General features: G+C 67.7%; 13 protein-coding genes. 12 read left to right on the top strand and 1 reads right to left on the bottom strand.

Annotated features, from left to right (window positions below):
- The first annotated feature begins 286 nt into the window (after positions 1-286).
- Positions 287-2,941, top strand: coding sequence for an ATP-binding protein (locus C1933_RS10615; RefSeq protein ID WP_159093978.1), 2,655 nt, complete (start codon positions 287-289; stop codon positions 2,939-2,941).
- 46 nt (positions 2,942-2,987) lie between these two features.
- Positions 2,988-6,344, top strand: a complete 3,357-nt coding sequence (locus tag C1933_RS10610) for a hybrid sensor histidine kinase/response regulator (protein ID WP_108753225.1) — start codon at positions 2,988-2,990, stop codon at positions 6,342-6,344.
- Positions 6,345-6,358: 14 nt separating this feature from the next.
- On the opposite strand, the gene C1933_RS10605 is transcribed toward C1933_RS10610, so the two are convergent.
- Entirely contained in the window at positions 6,359-7,183 is an 825-nt protein-coding gene (locus tag C1933_RS10605) for a response regulator transcription factor (protein WP_234414502.1), read from the bottom strand.
- On the opposite strand from C1933_RS10605, the gene C1933_RS10600 reads away from it, so the two are divergent.
- The 10 genes from C1933_RS10600 to C1933_RS10560 all read left to right on the top strand — a co-directional run bounded on the left by C1933_RS10600 (position 7,182) and on the right by C1933_RS10560 (position 18,453).
- On the top strand, positions 7,182-7,826 hold the full coding sequence (locus C1933_RS10600) for a response regulator transcription factor (protein ID WP_234414501.1): 645 nt from the start codon (positions 7,182-7,184) through the stop codon (positions 7,824-7,826). The two genes, C1933_RS10605 and C1933_RS10600, sit on opposite strands and share 2 nt — an antisense overlap.
- 98 nt (positions 7,827-7,924) lie before the next feature.
- Positions 7,925-8,095 (top strand): hypothetical protein, encoded by a 171-nt coding sequence (locus C1933_RS20105; protein WP_159093977.1) that lies wholly within the window; start codon positions 7,925-7,927, stop codon positions 8,093-8,095.
- A gap of 228 nt (positions 8,096-8,323) precedes the next feature.
- Positions 8,324-8,887, top strand: coding sequence for a fimbrial protein (locus C1933_RS10595; RefSeq protein WP_159093976.1), 564 nt, complete (start codon positions 8,324-8,326; stop codon positions 8,885-8,887).
- A 64-nt stretch (positions 8,888-8,951) separates the two neighbouring features.
- Positions 8,952-9,692 carry a fimbria/pilus periplasmic chaperone gene (locus C1933_RS10590; RefSeq protein WP_108753221.1) on the top strand — a complete coding sequence of 247 codons (741 nt, stop codon included), beginning with the start codon at positions 8,952-8,954 and terminating at the stop codon, positions 9,690-9,692.
- Positions 9,693-9,748: 56 nt separating this feature from the next.
- Complete coding sequence (locus C1933_RS10585) at positions 9,749-12,427, top strand: fimbria/pilus outer membrane usher protein (protein ID WP_108753220.1); 2,679 nt, start codon at positions 9,749-9,751, stop codon at positions 12,425-12,427.
- On the top strand, positions 12,424-13,497 hold the full coding sequence (locus tag C1933_RS10580) for a fimbrial protein (RefSeq protein ID WP_108753219.1): 1,074 nt from the start codon (positions 12,424-12,426) through the stop codon (positions 13,495-13,497). The genes C1933_RS10585 and C1933_RS10580 overlap by 4 nt, the downstream gene beginning before the upstream one ends.
- A gap of 1 nt (position 13,498) precedes the next feature.
- A complete protein-coding gene (locus C1933_RS10575; RefSeq protein ID WP_159093975.1) occupies positions 13,499-13,987 on the top strand; it encodes a fimbrial protein in 489 nt (162 codons plus the stop codon).
- Positions 13,988-13,996: 9 nt separating this feature from the next.
- Complete coding sequence (locus C1933_RS10570) at positions 13,997-14,476, top strand: fimbrial protein (protein WP_108771720.1); 480 nt, start codon at positions 13,997-13,999, stop codon at positions 14,474-14,476.
- Positions 14,477-14,485: 9 nt separating this feature from the next.
- A complete protein-coding gene (locus C1933_RS10565; protein ID WP_108753216.1) occupies positions 14,486-14,974 on the top strand; it encodes a type 1 fimbrial protein in 489 nt (162 codons plus the stop codon).
- A gap of 170 nt (positions 14,975-15,144) precedes the next feature.
- On the top strand, positions 15,145-18,453 hold the full coding sequence (locus C1933_RS10560) for an ESPR-type extended signal peptide-containing protein (protein ID WP_108753215.1): 3,309 nt from the start codon (positions 15,145-15,147) through the stop codon (positions 18,451-18,453).
- Positions 18,454-18,480: the final 27 nt, after the last annotated feature.

Raw genomic sequence — 18,480 nt, 5'->3', positions numbered from 1 at the left:
GCTACAAGTGCGCGGTCTACGGCAACGCGCCGCGATCGCACCTGGTGTGGGCGGCGGGGCTGGTGGTGCTCGGCTTCGTTCTGCCATAGACGCCTCTGCTGGCCGCAGGGCCGCCAGTCCGGTGGTGGCGGATCGAACTCAGCCGTGTCCTATGGGGAGGGAGGCCAAAGCACCGATAACCTCGTGAACCCACCACCGGCCCTCCACGAGCGAGCCGCCCCGACGCGGTGCGTCGCTGGCGCCTGCTGCACCTTCCATGCACTGGTTTTCCTCCCTTCCAGCTCTGTTGCGCGGACGCGCCTCCTTCGACGATGAAGACTGCGATGTCAGTGCGCTGCGCCGATACCAGCACCGCGTGCTGCTGTGGGGCGGGTGCCTGCTCAGCTTCGCCGTCGTTGCGGGTGTGGTCGCGCTGGTGCTGCTGCATGCCAGCGGCTTCCAGACACGTCGCCTGGAGGGGCTGCAGCGCACCCATGCCGCTGTCGAGGCGCATCTGGTGGCGGCGGACGCGGCCCACCGGCGCATGCTGAACATGGCCGAGTATGCCTGGCGACATCGTCCGGACAGCGACGCCGCTACCCGACGGGCAGAGCGGCAGCGCTACCTGGCCGGCGGCCAGCGGATGATCGTCAGCGCCGGGCCTGAGAGCGCTCCGCAGATGGTGTTGGGGGTGGGCACCGAGACCTGGCCGCTTGCCCGTCTGGACCGCTATCTCACGTTGGCCCATTCGCTGTCGGTGATCCGCAGGCTGAGCACGCCGCAAGGGGAAGCGGATACCGCTGCCAGCGGTTTCTTCTTCGACCCGAGCCACCAGTTCCTGGTGCTTGGAGATGGCCTGACCGAACAGCGCCTGCTTGCGGCCACCGGCGCCGAGCATCGCGCTGGATTGTTCCAGCAGCTGCAATTGCTGTCCTCGTCCTCCGCAGATGCCGGGAACGCGTCGGGCGCCGCTGCGCGGGGCGGCGATGGTGCGATGCAGATCGCACTGGTGCGCGATCCCGTGTACGCCGCACCTTCGATCGCCGTGCGGCTTTCAGCGCACGACAAGACAGGTGCAATCGGTACCTTCGTGACCCTGGAGCCCACGGACCGGCTGGTAGGGGTGATGATGGCTGCTGATCGTGGCACGTCATTTGTGGTTGCCGCTGATGGCCGCGTGGTAGCGGGCACTGCGGACGCGGCGGAACTGCCACTGGCTAATGCGGTGCGTGGACTGCGCGCAGGCAGGCAGGGTGATGGGGCCGTGGTGGCGTTCCGGCGAGGGCTCCGCTTCTACCAGGCGCTGCGTGTCGCCGGCACCGACTGGCTGCTGGTGAACACCTATTGCGTGGGCGACATCGCTCACGATGGCCGGCGACTGTATGGTGTGGCTGCCGCGCTGGGAGGTGGGTTGCTGCTGGGCCTCTGGACGTTGCTTGCCTGGCTGCACTGGCGTGTATTCGGCCCGGCGCTGGCGCGTGCCGCGCGGGTCTACCAGGGGGAGCAGCTCAGCCGTTCCCTCATCCAGTTGTCGCCGGTGGGCCTGTGCCTGATCGACCGCGGCGAGGCTCGTCCTGTCCTGCAGAACGAGCTGATGCGCCACTATGCGGCCGCGGCTGAGCGCAGCGGCATGCCGCTGTACCTGCAACTGGTGCAGCTGGCATCCGAGCACGAATCGGGCGCCGGCACGTTCCAGGCGCCGGTGGAGTTCGAGCTGCCTGTTCCGGCAAACGATACATCACCCGGCCAGCAACTGCTGGTGGGTGCGGTGGGCGCCACCTACCAGGGGCGCAGCGTGCTGCTGTGCGCACTGCGCGATCTCAGTGCGCGAGTGGAGCTTGAGCAGCAGCAGGCGCAGGCACGCCAGGCGGCCGAAGCGGCAAGCCAGGCCAAGGGCATCTTCCTGGCGACGATGAGCCACGAAATCCGCACGCCACTGCACGGCATCCTTGGCCACCTGGAACTGCTGGGCCGCTCCTCGCTCGATGAGGATCAACAGGCCCGGCTGCGTCGCATCAACCAATCGGCCGACTCGCTGCTGCAGATCATCAACGACGTGCTGGATTACTCCCGTGCAGAGGCGGGCCAGCTGGAGCTGCACACCGAAACGTTTGAGCCGATCGTCCTGCTGGAACGGGTTGCCCTGCTGTTCGCGCCGCTGGCCGAAGCCAAGGGACTGGTGATGGACCTGTCAGTGGATGCGTCCGTGCCTGCCCAGGTGGAAGGCCCGCAGGCGCGCATCGAGCAGGTATTGCGCAACCTGGTCAGCAATGCAGTGAAGTTCACCCTGTCCGGCCGCATCGCGCTGCGTGCGCGGGTGGAACTTCAGGGCGAAACACTGTTGCTGCAGGTGGAGGTGGCTGACTCAGGTATCGGTTTGGACCCGTTGCAGCTGGAGCGATTGTTCCAGCCCTACGTGCAGGCCGATGCCAGCATCATCAGCCGCTTCGGTGGGTCCGGCCTGGGGCTGTCGCTGTGCCGCGAACTGTGCATGCGGCTAGGCGGGGAGATCCATGCGCGCAGCACGCCTGCGGTCGGCAGCGTGTTCACCTTCGCGGTACCGGTGGGGCGTGTGGCTGGCGCCGCGCCTCGGCCGCTTGCAGGACGCAGCGTGGTACTCGTCTCGGCGGCGGCCGGCTGGAGCGAGGAACTGAGCCGACGCCTGCAGGCATGGGGCGCCCATGTGCAGGTGTTCGATGATCCCGCGCTGCTGGCCCAGCACGATGTCGATGCGGCTACGCCGCTGGTGCTGTTCGAACGGGGGCCAGGTCGGGAACTGCCCGCCGCCGTCGAGGACGGGCGCTGCGTGGTCCGGGTGAGTGCCAATGGCCCCCTGCGAGCGCAGCGGCGGGGATCCATGTGGCGGGTATCCTGCTATTCCGGCGAGTCGCTGCTGCAGGCGCTGCAGGCACCGGCCCGACCAGGGCAGCGGCTGCTGGCGGTCGGGCAGGGCTTGGACTAGATTCATCGCGGGCGACACCGCACGACTTCATTCAAGGGGAATCTCCATGCTTCCGGCCGTGCCTGCAGCGAACAGCAACCAGATCGACGCACTGCGCAGGCTGCAGCGACGCCTGCTGTTCGGCGGGGGCGGCCTGATCAGCATCCTGATCCTGCTGACGGCCGTAGCCAGTCTCGTCGGTGGCATCGGCGCCTTCCATTCACGCGAGCGGCAGACCTTCCAGGAGGCGCAGTCGGCACTGGATTACTTCCTGTCCCAGCGCGACCGTGCCTATGCCAACAGCATCAATGCCAACGACGCCTTGTGGACGGACCAGCGCGACGAGCTGCGGCGACTGGGCGCGCCGTTGCTGCCCTCTTTCCACGCGCAGGGACAACAGCTGGTGGTACGCGCCGAAGGACGAGCGTCGGTGCCGTGGCTGGTACTTGGCAATACCGCACAGCCGATGCCGGCAGGCGAGCTCGAAGCCTACCTGGGCATGCTGCACGAGTATTCGGCCTACACGGCCGGGACCATCACTGCCCTGCAGACGCAGGGGCCGATCATCATGTATGCGTATGAGCCCAAGGGACGGCTGCTGGCCGTAGCCGGTGTGATCGACGAGGCCCAGCTGCTGCAGACCCTGCGTGTGCCGACCCGTGCCCAGGCGTTCGAGAAGCTGATGGAGATGGAAGCCGCGGTGGGTGATCGGACGCCCGCGCCGGGCCCGGTGGCGAGCGCCGCGCAGGGGCGCCGCCTGGTGTCATTTCTCGGTGACAATCCACTCAACGGTCAACCGGCACTGATCGGCGTGATGACGATGGCCCGCGCCGACGTGCCGTACTTCCGGCGCGTGGTGTTCGAATCCATCGACAACCTCAAGGAACGACTGGAGGCTACCGATCCCGGCAGTTACCTGGTGACCACCGGTGACGGGCGCGTGGTGCTGGCAGGCGGTCCACTCGCGCAGTCACCCGCAACGTTGGCTGCGGCGCTGTCGGATGCGTCGTCTGCCGCTGGGCAGCGCCACTACCACGACGGATGGTTCCTGGTCAGCGGTTCACTGCGCGGGGTGGATTGGCGCCTTACGCATCTGTACGGCTGGGCGGACCTGTGGCGCGAGCAGCACGCGGCGATCCTGCTGCGGGTGTTTACCGCACTGCTGATCCTGGCGGCACTGTGGATGCTGCTGTGGCGGATGGACCGTCGCGTCTTCGCACCAGCGCTGGCCGATGCCTCGCGGGTATATGAGAGCGAGGCGCTGAGCCAGGCCATCATTGGTACCGCGCCGGTTGGCCTGGCGCTGCTGCGCCGCCGTGATGGTGCCGCACTGCTGCAGAACCAAGTGGCGCGCGAACTGGTCGGCGAATCCGGCCAGGAAGCAGCCGTGCCGGAGCTCTATGCCCAACTGATCGCGCACGCGCGCGGGCTGCTGCCGGCCCGTGGCGGTGAATTCAACTGGGCGCTCGACGCCGGTACCAACGACGCCCGCCAGCTGCAGGTCGCCCTGGCGGCAGCCAACTACCACGACCAGGCCGTCTGGGTGTGCGCGATGCGCGATGCCACCGCGCAGGTCGAGCTTCAGCAAACGCTGCAGCAGGCGCGGCAGGATTCGGAGCGCGCGCGCGAAGCGGCCGAGGCAGCCAGCCGCGCAAAGACCGCGTTCGTGGCGACGATGAGCCATGAGATCCGCACGCCGCTCAATGGCGTGCTGGGACATCTTGAGCTGCTGGCCCGTTCGCCGCTGCAGCCGGACCAGCACGAGCGCCTGCAGCGGATTCGTCTGTCGGCCGATTCACTGATGGCGATCATCAGCGACGTGCTGGACTTTTCCAAAATCGAAGCGGGGCAGCTCGATATCGATCCGCTGCCGTTCGCGCTGCGTGCGCTGATCGAACAGGCTGCGCTGCTGTACGCCCCGGAGGCCCAGCGCAAGGACGTAAAGCTGTACTTCGCCATTGATCCCGCGCTGGATGAGGTCTTCATCGGCGACGTGCATCGTATCCGCCAGATCCTCAACAATCTTCTGAGCAATGCGGTGAAGTTCACCGCATCCGGTCGCATCACCCTGCGCGCCGAGGATGCTGGTGGAGCAGGCGGGGAACGGCAGCTGCGCTTGCAGGTGATCGATTCGGGCATTGGCCTTTCAGAAGAACAGGTCGCCTCGCTGTTTCGACCTTTCCAGCAGGGTGATGCCAGCGTGTCCCGCCGCTATGGCGGCAGCGGGCTTGGGCTGGCGTTGTGCCGGCAGCTGGCGCAGCTGCTCGGTGGCAGCATCCATGTGCAGAGCACCTTGGGCGTGGGTAGCGTGTTCACTCTTGACGTCCCCGTTCAGCGTTCAACGGTTGCGGCAGCGCCGGACCAGCCGCTGTCCGGCTGCCGCATTTCCCTGCTGTCGTCGGCGCAGGAGTGGCGGCAGGAGATTGGGCAGTTGCTGCACCGCTGGGGCGCCGAGGTGACGGTGATCGAGCGGCCTGCGGATGGCGCCGCGGGGGCCGCGCTGGTGATCGTCGGCGAGCGCCGGGCCTGGACCGAGGATGAAGAGCTGGCGGTACTGCCCAGCTATGCCAGGGTGCTGCGAGCCTATCCCAGGGGACCGCTGTCGCCTGAGCAACGCGATGATGCGGTGCACGTCTCCTGCTACGCCAGTCCGGCACTGCTGCAGGCGCTGCGCGGGGATGGGATGCCCGTGCTGCGGACGCACGGTGCGGTGCCGCAGGCCGGAGCACGCCGCACGAGGGGGCGCGTTCTGCTGGTGGAGGACAACCCGGTCAATCGGGAACTGATCCAGCAGCAGCTGGAGGAGCTGGACTGCCAGGTCGATGCGATGGAAAACGGGCAGGTGGCTCTGACTGACTGGCGATCCGGGCTATGGGATATCGTGATGACCGACATCAACATGCCGGTCCTCGATGGCTACCAGCTTGCAAGGGCGCTGCGGGGGCGCGGCGAAACGCTGCCGATCCTGGCCGTAACGGCTACTGCGCTGGCCAGTGAACGCGAACGCTGTCGCGCGGCGGGCATCGACGACCTGCTGCTGAAGCCGCTGGACCTTGCCCGGCTGCAGGCGATGCTGGATCGCTACCTGCAGGCGCCGGCATCGTCGCCACCGCTGCGCTCTGTCGCAGGAAAGGACAAGCCGCACAAGCTGCGTGCACTATTCGTGGAAACCAGTACCCGCGACCTCGACAGGATGCAGTCCACAGGCGAGCGCCGCGACGACGCGGCGTTGCTGGAACAGCTGCATGCGCTGAAGGGCGTACTGCTGATGATGGGGGAAAAGCCGCTTGGCGCCCGCTTCGGCGATGCCGAGCGCTTGCTGCGCGAAGGACAGGCGCTGCCGGAACACGAACGCATCGCGCTGCTGTCCGATCTGCGCCATCTGATCGAAGCCTATCGCGATGGCCTTCGGGACGAAGCGTGAGCAGGCTGCCGCTATCAAGTATCCGGCTTGGCGGTGCGCAGCCCCAGCTCGCTGGCGAACTTGAACAGATCGGCATCCTTGTCGATGCCGAGCTTGGCCATTCCTGCGGTCTTCTGGGTACTGATCGTCTGCTTGCGGCGGTCCAGCCGGGCTGCGATTTCATTGATGCTAAGCCCCGACACGAACAACGCCAGCACCTCGTGCTCGCGCGGCGAAAGCGCCGCAGTGGCACGTGGCGCCCTGCGTGTGGGGAGCAGCTGGGTGATCGACGGCGACAGGTAGCGACGGTTGGCCCAAGCGGCCGCAATCGCCGCCGGCACGTGACTGGTGTCGTCGGCCTTGCTCAGGATGTGGTCGATGCCGCTGGCGTGCAGCGCCTGGATCATCGCCGGCTGGTCCAGGCCGGTCATCACGATCAGACGCAGGTCCGGAAAGTGCGTGCGCAGATGGTCAAGCAGCTGCAACCCGTCACCGAAGGCGCCGCCTGGCATCGCGTAGTCGGTCACCACCACGTCGCAGGCGGTCTGCTCGAGCAACGTGACCAGCGCAGAGGAATCGCCCACCGCGCCGATGCAGGACAGGGTAGGTACTTCGTCGATGGCGGCTTCGATGCCCATGCGGATGACCGGATGGTCATCGGCGATGGCAACGCGTATGACAGGATGGGACATGGGAGACCCTGTTGAGTAGGCCGACAGAAATTGCCGTAGTTTGCGTTGACCACTATAAGGCAGCCGCCCCTGCTCTGGCAGGCCGTGCGGTGCGCCGTCACCGGAGGAAGCAAGCATGCCGTTGAACATCGCTGTGGCCGATGACCATCCGGTCCTGCTGGCCGGCATGGAACACCTGCTGCAGGCTGTGCCGGGCCTGGCTGTTGTCGGGCTGGTGCGCGACTCGACCGAACTGGTCGATCTACTCAGCCGTACAGCCGTCGACGTGGCGGTCTGTGATTTCTCGATGCCCAACGGCCGTTACGGGGATGGCGTCACGCTGCTGCACTTCCTGCAGCGCCGCTTCCCGGCCCTGCACCTGGTGGTGCTGACCGGCATGGAAAGCCCCTTGGTGCTGCGCTCGATCCAGCGGGCCGGGGTGTCGTGCATCGTCAGCAAGAGTGACCCCCTTGAACAGCTGGTGCCAGCGGTACACGCCGCCAGCTGCAGGCAGGCCTACATCTCGGCGGAGATCGCGCGGCTGATCGCCGAGGACGGCCTGCAGGGTGATGTGCAGGTGGCCGGAGGGCTGTCGAAGCGTGAGTCGGAGGTGCTGCGGATGTTTGCCGAAGGGCTGAGCGTGATGCAGATTGCCGAGCGCGTTGGACGCAGCCGCAAGACCGTCAGCACGCAGAAGGTTGCAGCGATGCGCAAGCTTGGATTGCAGCGCGATGCGGACATCTTCGAATACGCGCTGACGCACGGCCTTGTGCAGGCGTCACAGAGCGCACGCGCAGGCGCAGGCGCAGGCGGTGAAGGATCCACCGACTGATTGAGGACCGGTCCGATGGACCCTGCGTCGTCCATGTCTAGGCTCGGAGACGGACCCCTTGCTGCGGTGATGATGTGCCCGTTCGAGACGACCCACGATTGACCTCCCTGCTGCTGCACTTCACCCGGCTGCCGGCAGCGGCGCAGGCGCACTTCCTCGAACTGTTGAACCACTACCTGTTTGCCTCGCCGAAGCGCCGCACCCAGCTACGCCGTCGTTGGCACCTGCTGGCGCCCGCCGAGGACGAGGACGATGGCGATGACGTGTGATCCCGGGTAAGGCGCGGTCAGCGCCCGTGGCCGAAATCTCGGCCGGGTCCGATGGAGGCCATCGACTTGGATTCCTAGCATTCCTCCCGTAGGCCAATGAACCGGCCTGCCGGGAAGGACGCTTATTCCCCAGGTGTCCCGCCCGTTCCCGGCCCCGCCGCTCTCCCCGGCGGCGGGGCCATTCCTCCGCCTCGCGCGGATCACACCTGTGAAGAAGAATCCAACACCATGAAGCTCCTCCCGATTGCTTCCGCTGCAACCCTGCTGCTGGCCGCTGCGGCCGCCAGTGCCCAGTCCTACGGCTCGGGCGTCATCGAGTTCACCGGCGAAGTGACCGACCTGACCTGCACGATTTCCGGCGGTGCAGGTGCCATCGGCACCACCAACATCACCGTGCCGATGGACGCGGTCCAGGCCAACCAGCTGGCAGCTGCCGGTGACATCGCCGGTCTGCACCCGTTCCAGCTGGTGATTGGCGGCCCGGGCCAGGGTACCTGCCAGAACGGCAAGATCGCTGAGCTGTATTTCGACCCGACTGCGGGCCAGGTGGACGCCGGCAACGGCAACCTGCGCAACCAGGAAGCGAATGCGCCGGCGGTCAATACCCAGATCCAGATGCTGTACAAGAACGCCGTGGTCGATCTGCGCGATCCGTCCTTCAAGACCGATCCGGTGACCATCGCCAACAACACTGCCGTGATCGACATGGCCAGCCAGTACGTCGCCGTCAATGGCGCTGCTGCGCCCGGCTTCGTGCAGTCGTACGTCAACTACAAGGTTGTCTACAACTGATGCCGCGCGGGGCCGTCGGCACATGCCGGCGGCCCTGTGGCCGGCCTCATCCATGAGGTGATCCATGCTTTCCTTCAACCGCATGCTCTGTGCCAGCGCCCTCGCCATTGGCACATTGTTCGCTCAGGCTGCCGACGCATCGGTGGTGATTGGTGGCACCCGCGTGGTCTATCCCGCGCAGGACAAGGAAGTCACCCTCAAATTCATGAACGAGGGCGAGCGCGCAGCGCTGGTCCAGGTGTGGCTGGATGATGGCGACGACCAGTCGACGCCCGATACCGCCCGTGCCCCCTTCGCCGTGGCGCCTCCGGTGTTCCGGCTGGACCCGAAGAAGCAGCAGACCGCGCGCATCATGTTCACCGGTGCAGCGCTGGCCGCTGACCGCGAAACGCTGTACTGGCTCAACATGCTGGAGATTCCGCCGAAGACCGGCGGCAACGGCGCCAACATCCTGCAGTTCGCCTTCCGCACCCGCATCAAGGTCTTCTACCGTCCGCCGAACCTGACGGGCGAGCCGGTGCTGGCGCACCAGAAGCTGCGCTGGTCTTTGCAGTCCGGGCCCAAGGGGCTGCTGCTGCGGGCCGATAATCCGACCCCGTACTACGTCAATTTCGCCAGCGTCGGCCTGCTTGCCGCAGGCAAGGAGCTGGGCAGCCAGGGAGGCGGCATGGTCGCACCGTTCGCGCAGGCCGAGTTCCTGCTCGACGGGGTGAGCGGACGTCTGCCGGGTGAACTGAAAGGCGCGGTCACCGTGATCAATGATTTTGGTGCGCTGGTGCCGACCCAGGTGGCCCTGCAGCCCTGAGTGCAACGCGGCGCGGACCCGGTCCGCGCCAGCCCTGATCCCCGGAGAACCTCCTGATGAACGCCCCGAACCGGGCGCCGGGCAACGGCGCCTGCCGCCCGCTGCGTGCCCGGCTGCCGATCCTGGTGGCGGCCATCCTGTTCGCCCGTGCAACGACGTCGTCCGCGTCGACGGCAGACGATGAGGTGTTCTTCGATGCCGCATTCCTGCCGGCCGGCGCTTCGGCGCGGCTGGACCTGGAGCGTTTCACCCAGGCGGACTACGTGGCGCCAGGAACCTACCGTGGCGACATCCGCCTCAATGGCCAATGGCAGGCACGCACCGATATCGTCTATCGCGAGGTGGATGGCAGCTCGCGCCTGTGCCTGGACGCCGAACGCCTGCAGGGTTATGGCATCGCACCCTCGCGGCTGCTGGCCGACCCGGCACAGGTACCGCTGCGGCCGTGGCCGCAGGGCGAATTCTGTGACCCGCTGGGCGATCTGATTCCGGGCGCCACGGCGGTCTTCGATGCTGGCGCACAGACCCTGGATCTGCAGGTGCCCCAGCTGTACCTGCGCAATGAGGCACGCGGCTATGTCGATCCCAGCCAATGGGATGCGGGCATTCCGGCGCTGGCAGTGGGCTACAACGCCAATGCCTACCACTACAACAACGGCAGCGGTGCGCGCTATTCGGGCTTCGTCGGCCTCAACGCCAGCGGTCGTATGGCTGGCTGGCAGCTGGTGCACCAGGGTGCGCTGACCCTCGGCGGCAGCCAGCCGCAACGCTACCGCTCCAGTGCCGCCTACCTGCAGCATGACGTCGTGCCTTGGAAGGCGCAGCTGACCATGGGCGATACCGCGACCCCCGGTGACCTGTTCGAGAGCGTGCGCCTTCGTGGCGCACTGCTGGGCAGCGATGACCGCATGCTGCCGCAGTCGCAGCGCGGCTTCGCGCCGGTGGTGCGCGGTGTGGCCGAAAGCAACGCGCGGGTAATCGTGCGCCAGCGCGGCGCGGTGCTGCACGAGGCCAGCGTGGCACCCGGCCCGTTCGAGCTGACCGATCTGTACCCGACCGGCTACGCCGGCGATCTGGAAGTGGAAGTGCGCGAGGCCGATGGCCGCTCGCGCCGCTTCAGCGTGCCGTATTCGGCAGTGCCGCAGCTGCTGCGACCGGGCCAGTCGCGTTGGAGCGCGGCCCTGGGCCAGGTTGATGAGAACGGCCTGAGCGATGCCCCAGGTCTGCTGCAGCTGCAGTATCAGCGAGGCCTCAACAACGCGCTCAGCGCCTACGGCGGCGTGTCGGCCGGCGAAGACTACCGCGCGGCGGTGGCCGGTGCCGCCTTCAACACCGCGTGGGGCGCCCTGGCGGCCGATGTCTCGCTGGCGCGCACCGCCGTGCAGGGCCTGCCGGTGATGTCAGGCAGCAGCTTCCGGCTCGCCTACAACCGTAACGTGGTGCGCACTGGCACCAGCTTCGCCGTGGCCGCGTACCGCTATGCCACCCGCGACTACGTGAGCCTGCGCGACTGGGCCTCGCTGCGCGATGCCCGCGCCCGCGACCAGGACGCCGACAGTGTGGCGCGGCAGCGTAACCGCATGGACCTGAGCATGAACCAGCAGCTGGGCGAGCGCGGCGGACAGCTGTTCGTCATCGGAACCCGTCGCGATTTCTGGAACGCGCCGGGTCGCCAGTTGGATCTGAGCATCGGCTACAGCAACCAGTGGAAATCGCTGAGCTACAGCCTGAATTTCCAGCGCACCCGCGATTCGATCGATTTCGGTCGCGGCTACCTGCAGGACCGGGTGCCGGGTGCGGATCTGCCAGTGGCACGTGCGCAGGACGCCCGCGTGGACAATCGACTGATGCTGATGGTGTCGCTGCCGCTGGGCCGCTCGGCACGGGCCCCGCTGGGCAACCTGATGCATACCCGCAGCCGCAACGGTGAACCTGCCACCCAGCTGTCGACCAACGGAATCTCCTCGCTGGATGACCGTTTCAGTTATGGCGCGACCCTGTCGCGCATCGCGGGCAGCAACAGTGTGGACCTCAATACCGGTTATCGCGGCGCACGCGGACAGTGGGCAGCCAGCATCAGCAACGGCAGCAGCTACACGCAGCTGGGCCTGGGCGCTTCCGGCGGTGCGGTGTTGCACGGCGACGGACTGACCCTGTCGCCGCCGCTGGGTGACACGGTGGCGTTGGTGCACGCGGCCGGTGCGGCGGGCGCGCGCATCGAGAACGGGGGCGGCGCGCGGCTGGACAAGCGCGGCTATGCGGTGGTGCCGTTCCTGACGCCTTACCAGCTGAACACCATCTCGATCGATCCGAAGGGCACCGGTTTCAATGTGGAACTGCAGGAGACTGCACGCAGCGTCGCGCCGCGTGCCGGTGCGATGGTGCGGCTGGAGTTCAGCACCCGCAGCAGCCGCGGCCTGATGGTCGATGCGCGTACCGAGGACGGCCGGCCGCTGCCGTTCGGCGCCGAGGCCACCGATGCGGCCGGCAGCAACGTCGGCATGGTCGGGCAGGGCAGTCGCCTGCTGCTGAGCGGACTGCAGGACTCCGGACCGGTGCAGGTGCAGTGGGGCACCGGCGCGGACCAGCAGTGCGTGCTGCAGGTGCAGATTCCCGCTGCCCGTTCCACCGATGGCTACACCGTGATTGACGGACGCTGCCTGCGACCGACGCCCACTGCGAATTCGCACCCCGTTGCGCCGCCACCGCTGGCCGCGCTGGAGAACGCCCCGTGAACGCCTTTCAATTCGTGATCCGCCTGCTGCTGGCAGTCCTGGTGCTGGCCTGGGCCAGCAGCCCGGCGTCCGCGCAGAACTGCCGGATGGCCGATGGCAACAGCGCGCTGGTCAACATCGCCAATCTCAACGGCTCGATCACGGTCGGCCCCGACGTGTCGGTGGGGGCCGAGATCTTCCGGGCGACCTACTATGCCGGCCCCAGCAATCTGGTCAACTGCACCGCAGGACGGCTTGACCGCATCCGCCAGTACACCTCGCTGCCTTACCGCGCCTCCGGCTATGTGCACCCGCGCTACGGCACGGTGTATGAAACCAACGTGCCGGGTGTGGGCGTGGCTGTCTGGTTCAGCGGCAGCGGCTTTCCCATCGTCACCGAAGGTGACACCCAGGTGCAGCCACCCACGTTCTTCCAGTACTGGCCGGTGCAGTCCTACGACGTGAGCCTGATCAAGATCGGTCCGATCAGTGCGGGCACGGTGACCGGCGCCAGCCTGCCGCAGTTCGAGTACCGCATGACCGGGGTCAACCGCAACGTGCTGCTGTGGAGCGGCCGCGTGCAGGGCAACCTGAGCATCGTCTCGCGCACCTGCTCGACCAGTGACGTGCCGATCGACCTGGGAACGCATCAGATGAGCGAGATTCCGACGGTCGGCAGCGGCACCGGTTGGGTGAATGTGCCCGTGGTGCTGCGCAACTGCCCCGCGTTCTTCGGCCGCTACCGCGGCCACCTGACCACCGGGACCGTGCAGACCGCCAACGGACGGGTCGACAACAGCATCCGCTTCCGCGTCGATCCAGTCACGGCCGTGGCCGACCGCACCCAATCGGTCATGGCGCTGCAGGACGACGGGGTCAACTTGACCGCAACCGGCATCGGCATCCAGATCGGTACGCAGACCCAGGACTCGGTGGGCTTCAATGCCATGCGCGATTCCGGCCTGGCACTGACCGAGGTCAACAACGCGCAGTACACGCTGATGCTGCGGGCACGCTATTACCGCTTGAATGCCGCCGCATCGTCGGGGCAGGCCAACGGTGCTGCCACGATCACCCTGGAGTACAACTGAGATGCGCCTGCTGCTCGCCATCGCGATGCTGTTGTCCGCGCTCCCGCTGCAGGCGGCGGACCTGACCGTGCGCTTCAGCGGACGATTCCAGCCGGGCACCTGCCAGTTCAGCGTGGCCGATGTCGACGTGGGCACCTTCGAGGCGCCGTACTTCAGCAGCAACCCCAGCTCGCCGGCGGTCAGCTTCGTGCTCAACCGCAGCAGCTGCGCCGCCGACCTGCGGGTGCTGCATGTGCGTCTGGCCGGCAATGCCGACAGCAGTGATGCGCGCTACTTCGCTGTGCCCGCCAGCGGCGGCGTGCGCGGTCTGGCCGTGCATCTGTACACATCGGGGCGGCAGACGCTGGCGCCCAACCAGCCTGGATTCGACTGGTACACCAGCGGCTCGGCGGCCGGTGGCTATCTGCTCTACGCACAGCTGATCCGCACCGGCACGGTAACGGCCGGCACCCTTCGTACCCCGGTGACCGTCCAGGTCACCTACAACTGAGAAACCACCATGCATCGTTCAACCGTTGTGCTGATGCTGGCCCTGGCCACTGCGAACGTGCAGGCACAGGACAGCCAACCCTTTTCCGTCTCCGGCGAGATCCTGCCCGGTGCCTGCCGCGTTTCGTTCCCCGATGTCGATCTGGGCTCGCATTCGGCGACCCTGTTCACCGGCAGCTTTGGCACGCCCTACGTGGATTTCAACGGCACGGTCAGCGATTGCGACCCGCTGGTGACGCGCGTGGCGATGACCTTCGACGGCAGCGCCGACGCCGACAACGCTCAGCTGTTCCAGGGCGTGAAGGGGGTCGGCATCGAGCTGGTGCGTGTGGTTGGCAGCACGCCCGTGCCGATTCCGCCGGGAAGCCGCACGCAGTACGTGACCGCAGCCGGCAGCTATCCGTTCCGTGCGCGCTTCCTTCAGTCAGCCGCCAGCGTGGGGGCGGGCCGGGTGACCCGGCCGATCACCGTCTCGCTGTCCTATAACTGAGGGCCCGCCATGCGTCGTTTCCGCTCCCTGTTGCTGATGTCCGGCCTGTTGCTGTGCGCTGCTGCCGCGCAGGCACAGACCGCCACCACCACCAATTTCAACGTCACCGGCACCATCCTGCCCGGGGTATGCCGGATCGCCGTGGCCGACGTCGACCTTGGCACCTACCAGTCGACCCAGTTCACCGGTGCGTTCACTACGCCGTTCCAGAACGTCAACGTGGTGGTCAGCCAGTGCGATCCGTTGATCACCCGCGTCGGGCTGCACTTCGACGGCAGTGCCGACGTCAACGATGCGACCCTGTTCCAGGGCGTTGCCGGCATCGGCATTGAACTGCAGCGCACCAGCAGCGGGGCACGCCTGCGGCCGGGAGGATGGACGCAGATGACCACTGCGGCCGGCACCCATGCGTTCCGTGCGCGCTTCGTACAGAGCGCGGCCGCGGTGTCCGCGGGTACGGTCAGCCGGCCGATCACGGTCTCGATGACCTACAACTAGCCCTCCTCATTGCGCTGAACGCCGCCCACGCGTTTGCCACGCCACACCGCAATTAGGCCCGGTCCGATTCGGCGCGGGCCTTGTCTTTCCTACGATTTTCCCCGTGGACGCGGCCCTGGCCGCCTTTCGACCCGTTCGACCAACCAGGCACTTCGCCTACGGAGAATTTCATGAACAGCATCTATCGGATTGTCTGGAATGCGGCCATCGGCAAGTGGGTGGTCGCCTCGGAACTGGCCACGGGCCGCAGCAAGAAGGGCACCAAGGGGGCTGCACGCGCACTTGCTGCGCTGGGCCTGCTGACGCTCGCCGTGCCGCTGTGGGCGGCCGAGGACAACGGCACCACCTGTGTCCTGGACCAGGGCCAGCCGGGCGTGCTCGATGCGCAGGGCCGCTGCGTCGCGGCTGATGCCGATGCCGAGGCTGGCGCCGGGGTGTCGCCGCAGGCCCGCACCATCGGTGTGCAGGCCGCCGTCGACGACCAGTATGTGAAGGTGAATGGCTCGGGTGCCGCCGCCACGGCCGCAGGGGTGGGCGCGATCGCCATCGGCAACAACGCACGCGCATTGGCCGATGCGGACGGCAACGCCGACAACGCCATCGCCATGGGCGCCAACGCCAGCACCCAAGGCAACAATGCGGTGGCCATCGGCATGGGCGCCAGCGCCAACAGCCAGAACGCACAGGGCGCGGCAGGCTCGCTGGCCGTGGGCGCCAATGCCAACGCCGGCGGCTGGAACAGCGTGGCCGTGGGCTACAACACCAATGCCAGCGGCTCGGGGGCGGTGGCCGTGGGCCGCGGCGCGCGCGGCAGCGCTTCCGAAGCAGTGGCGATGGGTGACAACAGTTCGGCCAGCGCCGAAGGCGGCGTCGCCCTCGGCGGTTCGTCGCAGGTCACGGCTGCCGGTGCGGTGGCGATCGGCCGTGCGTCGGTCGCCAACCGCGCCAATACGGTGTCGGTCGGCAGCGCAACGCTGCGCCGCCAGGTCGTCAATGTTGCCGCGGGTACGCAGGCCAATGATGCGGTGATCGTGCAGCAGCTGCGCGCGGGCGTGCAGGCGCTGGGCGGCGGCGCCGACGTTGCCGCCAACGGCAGCATCACTGCGCCCAGCTATGTGCTCGGCCATGGCGGCACCCACACCACCGTTGGCAGCGCGCTGGAAGCGCTGGACGATGGCCTGACCACCACCACCACGACCCTGAACCAGTTGAGCACTTCGCTGGACAACGGCACCGTGGGCCTGGTGCAGCAGGCGGCACCGGGTGCCGAGTTGACCGTGGGCGCCAGCACCGACGGTGCGGCGGTGGACTTCAGTGGCACTGCCGGGGCGCGTCGCCTCCGTGGCGTGGCCGATGCCGCCTCGGCCGACGAAGCCGTGACGCTGGCGCAGCTGCAGGCATCCTCGGCGTCGGTGGCCGATGCGCTCGGCGGTGGCAGCGTTGCCGATGCGCAGGGGCGCATCGGTGCACCCACCTACACCGTGGGTGGCAGCAACTACGGCAACGTGGGCGATGCATTGACGGCGCTGGACGGCCGTGTCGGCGGCACCGGCCAGGACCTGGCCGACCTGCGCGACGCACTGGATGCAGGCAGCCGCTACTTCAAGGCGGACGGTTCGGGCGTGGCCGACGAGGCGGCTGCAACGGGTTCGGGCAGCATCGCGGCGGGTGCCAGTGCAGCCGCCAGCGCTGAACACGGCGTGGCCATCGGCTGGGGTGCGCGCGCGAGCAAGGGTGACGGTGCGATTGCCCTGGGTGCGAATGCGCGCGCCACGGGTGAGAATTCGGTTGCGCTGGGTGCTGAGGCGGTAGCAGACCGCGACAACGTCGTGTCGGTTGGCTGGGGCATGGGCGGTAACGGCACCCGCCAGGTCATCAACGTGGCCAACGGTACCGACGCGGCGGATGCGGTGAACGTGCAGCAGCTGCTTCCGGTCATCGATGGCCTGGGCGGCGGCGCCGCGCACAATGCATCGACCGGCACGGTAACCGGCCCGCAGTACAGCGTGCAGGGCCAGACCTTCGACAACGTGGGCGATGCGCTGTCTTCGGTGGATGGTGGCCTGACCGTGATCGATGGCCGCGTGACCCGCAACGAAGGCGATATCACCCAGTTGCGCCAGCAGCTGGTGGAACTGGGCAATGGCGAAGCCGGCCTGGTGCAGCAGGCGGCTGCGGACGCGGCTGTGACGATCGGTGCCGGTACCGGTGGCACCGTGGTGGACCTGCGCGGTACCGACGGCGAACGCCAGCTCAAGGGCGTGGCCGCGGGCACCGACGCCAATGATGCGGTGAACCTGGGCCAGCTGGCCTCGGCCGTCGATGACCTTCGTGCCACCGGCAACCGCTATGTGCGGGTGGATGGTGCAGGCGATGGCAGTGATGATGCGCAGGCCAACGGGCAGGGCGCGATGGCGGTAGGTGCATCGGCCCAGGCCAATGGTGCGGGCAGCGTGGCGTTGGGCCAGGGTGCGGTGGCACAGGCTGACAACAGCGTGGCGCTGGGCGCGGGCGCCGTTGCCGATCGCGCCAACAGCGTGTCGGTCGGTGCGGTTGGTGCCGAACGCCAGATCACCCATGTGGCCGATGGCAGCGAGGATACCGATGCGGTGAACCTGCGCCAGCTCAAGGCGGCCGGGCTGGTCGGCGATGGCGGGCAGATGCTGGATGCGGTGACCTACGATGCCGGCAGCCAGCGTGCACAGGTCACCTTCGATGGGACCAATGGCACCGTACTGACCAACGTGGCCGATGGTCGTGTGGGTGCAGGCAGCCGCGAGGCCGTGAACGGTGGCCAGTTGGCCGCGCTGCGCGACCAGCTGCAGGGCCGCATCGGCGATCTGGATGGCCGCGTCGGTGCCCTGGAAGCCGGCGATGCCGGCGGTGGCAGCGGCGGCAATCCGCCGTACTACGGTGCGAATCCGCAGCCCGGCGATCAGGCCGGTGACAACCCGGCCCAGGCCGTCGGCCAGGGCAGCGTGGCGGCGGGTGCCGGTGCAGAGGCCCGAGCTGACAACAGCGTTGCGCTGGGTGCCGGTTCGCTGGCCGACCGCGACAACAGCGTGTCGGTCGGCCGCGAAGGCGGCGAGCGCCAGATCACCCACGTGGCGGCCGGCGTGCAGGCCACCGATGCGGTGAACGTGGGCCAGCTGCAACAGGGTGTGCACGACGCCAAGGCCTATGCCGACGAGCGTGTGCAGGATGCCTGGAGCGGCATGGAGCAGCGCCTGGGCCAGGTCAACCGCCAGGCCAACCGGGGCATCGCCGCAGCCGCTGCGCTGGCACCGATGACGCCGTACCTGCCGGGCAAGACCACCATCAACGCCAACCTGGCCAATTACCGCAGCGAAACAGCGATGGGCGTGGGCGTGTCGCGCTGGAGCGACAACGGGCGCGTCAATGTCAACGGTGGCGCTTCCATGGCGCGCGGCGACAAGCCGATCTTCCGCATGGGCGTCGGCGTGGTGCTGGGCGACTGAGACCGGCGCGGGGTGCGCCAGTTCAGC

Source organism: Stenotrophomonas sp. ZAC14D2_NAIMI4_6 (assembly GCF_003086875.1).
Lineage (GTDB): Bacteria > Pseudomonadota > Gammaproteobacteria > Xanthomonadales > Xanthomonadaceae > Stenotrophomonas.
The sequence above is the reverse complement of the archived record's forward strand: the minus strand, read 5'-3'. Positions and strand labels throughout refer to the sequence as shown.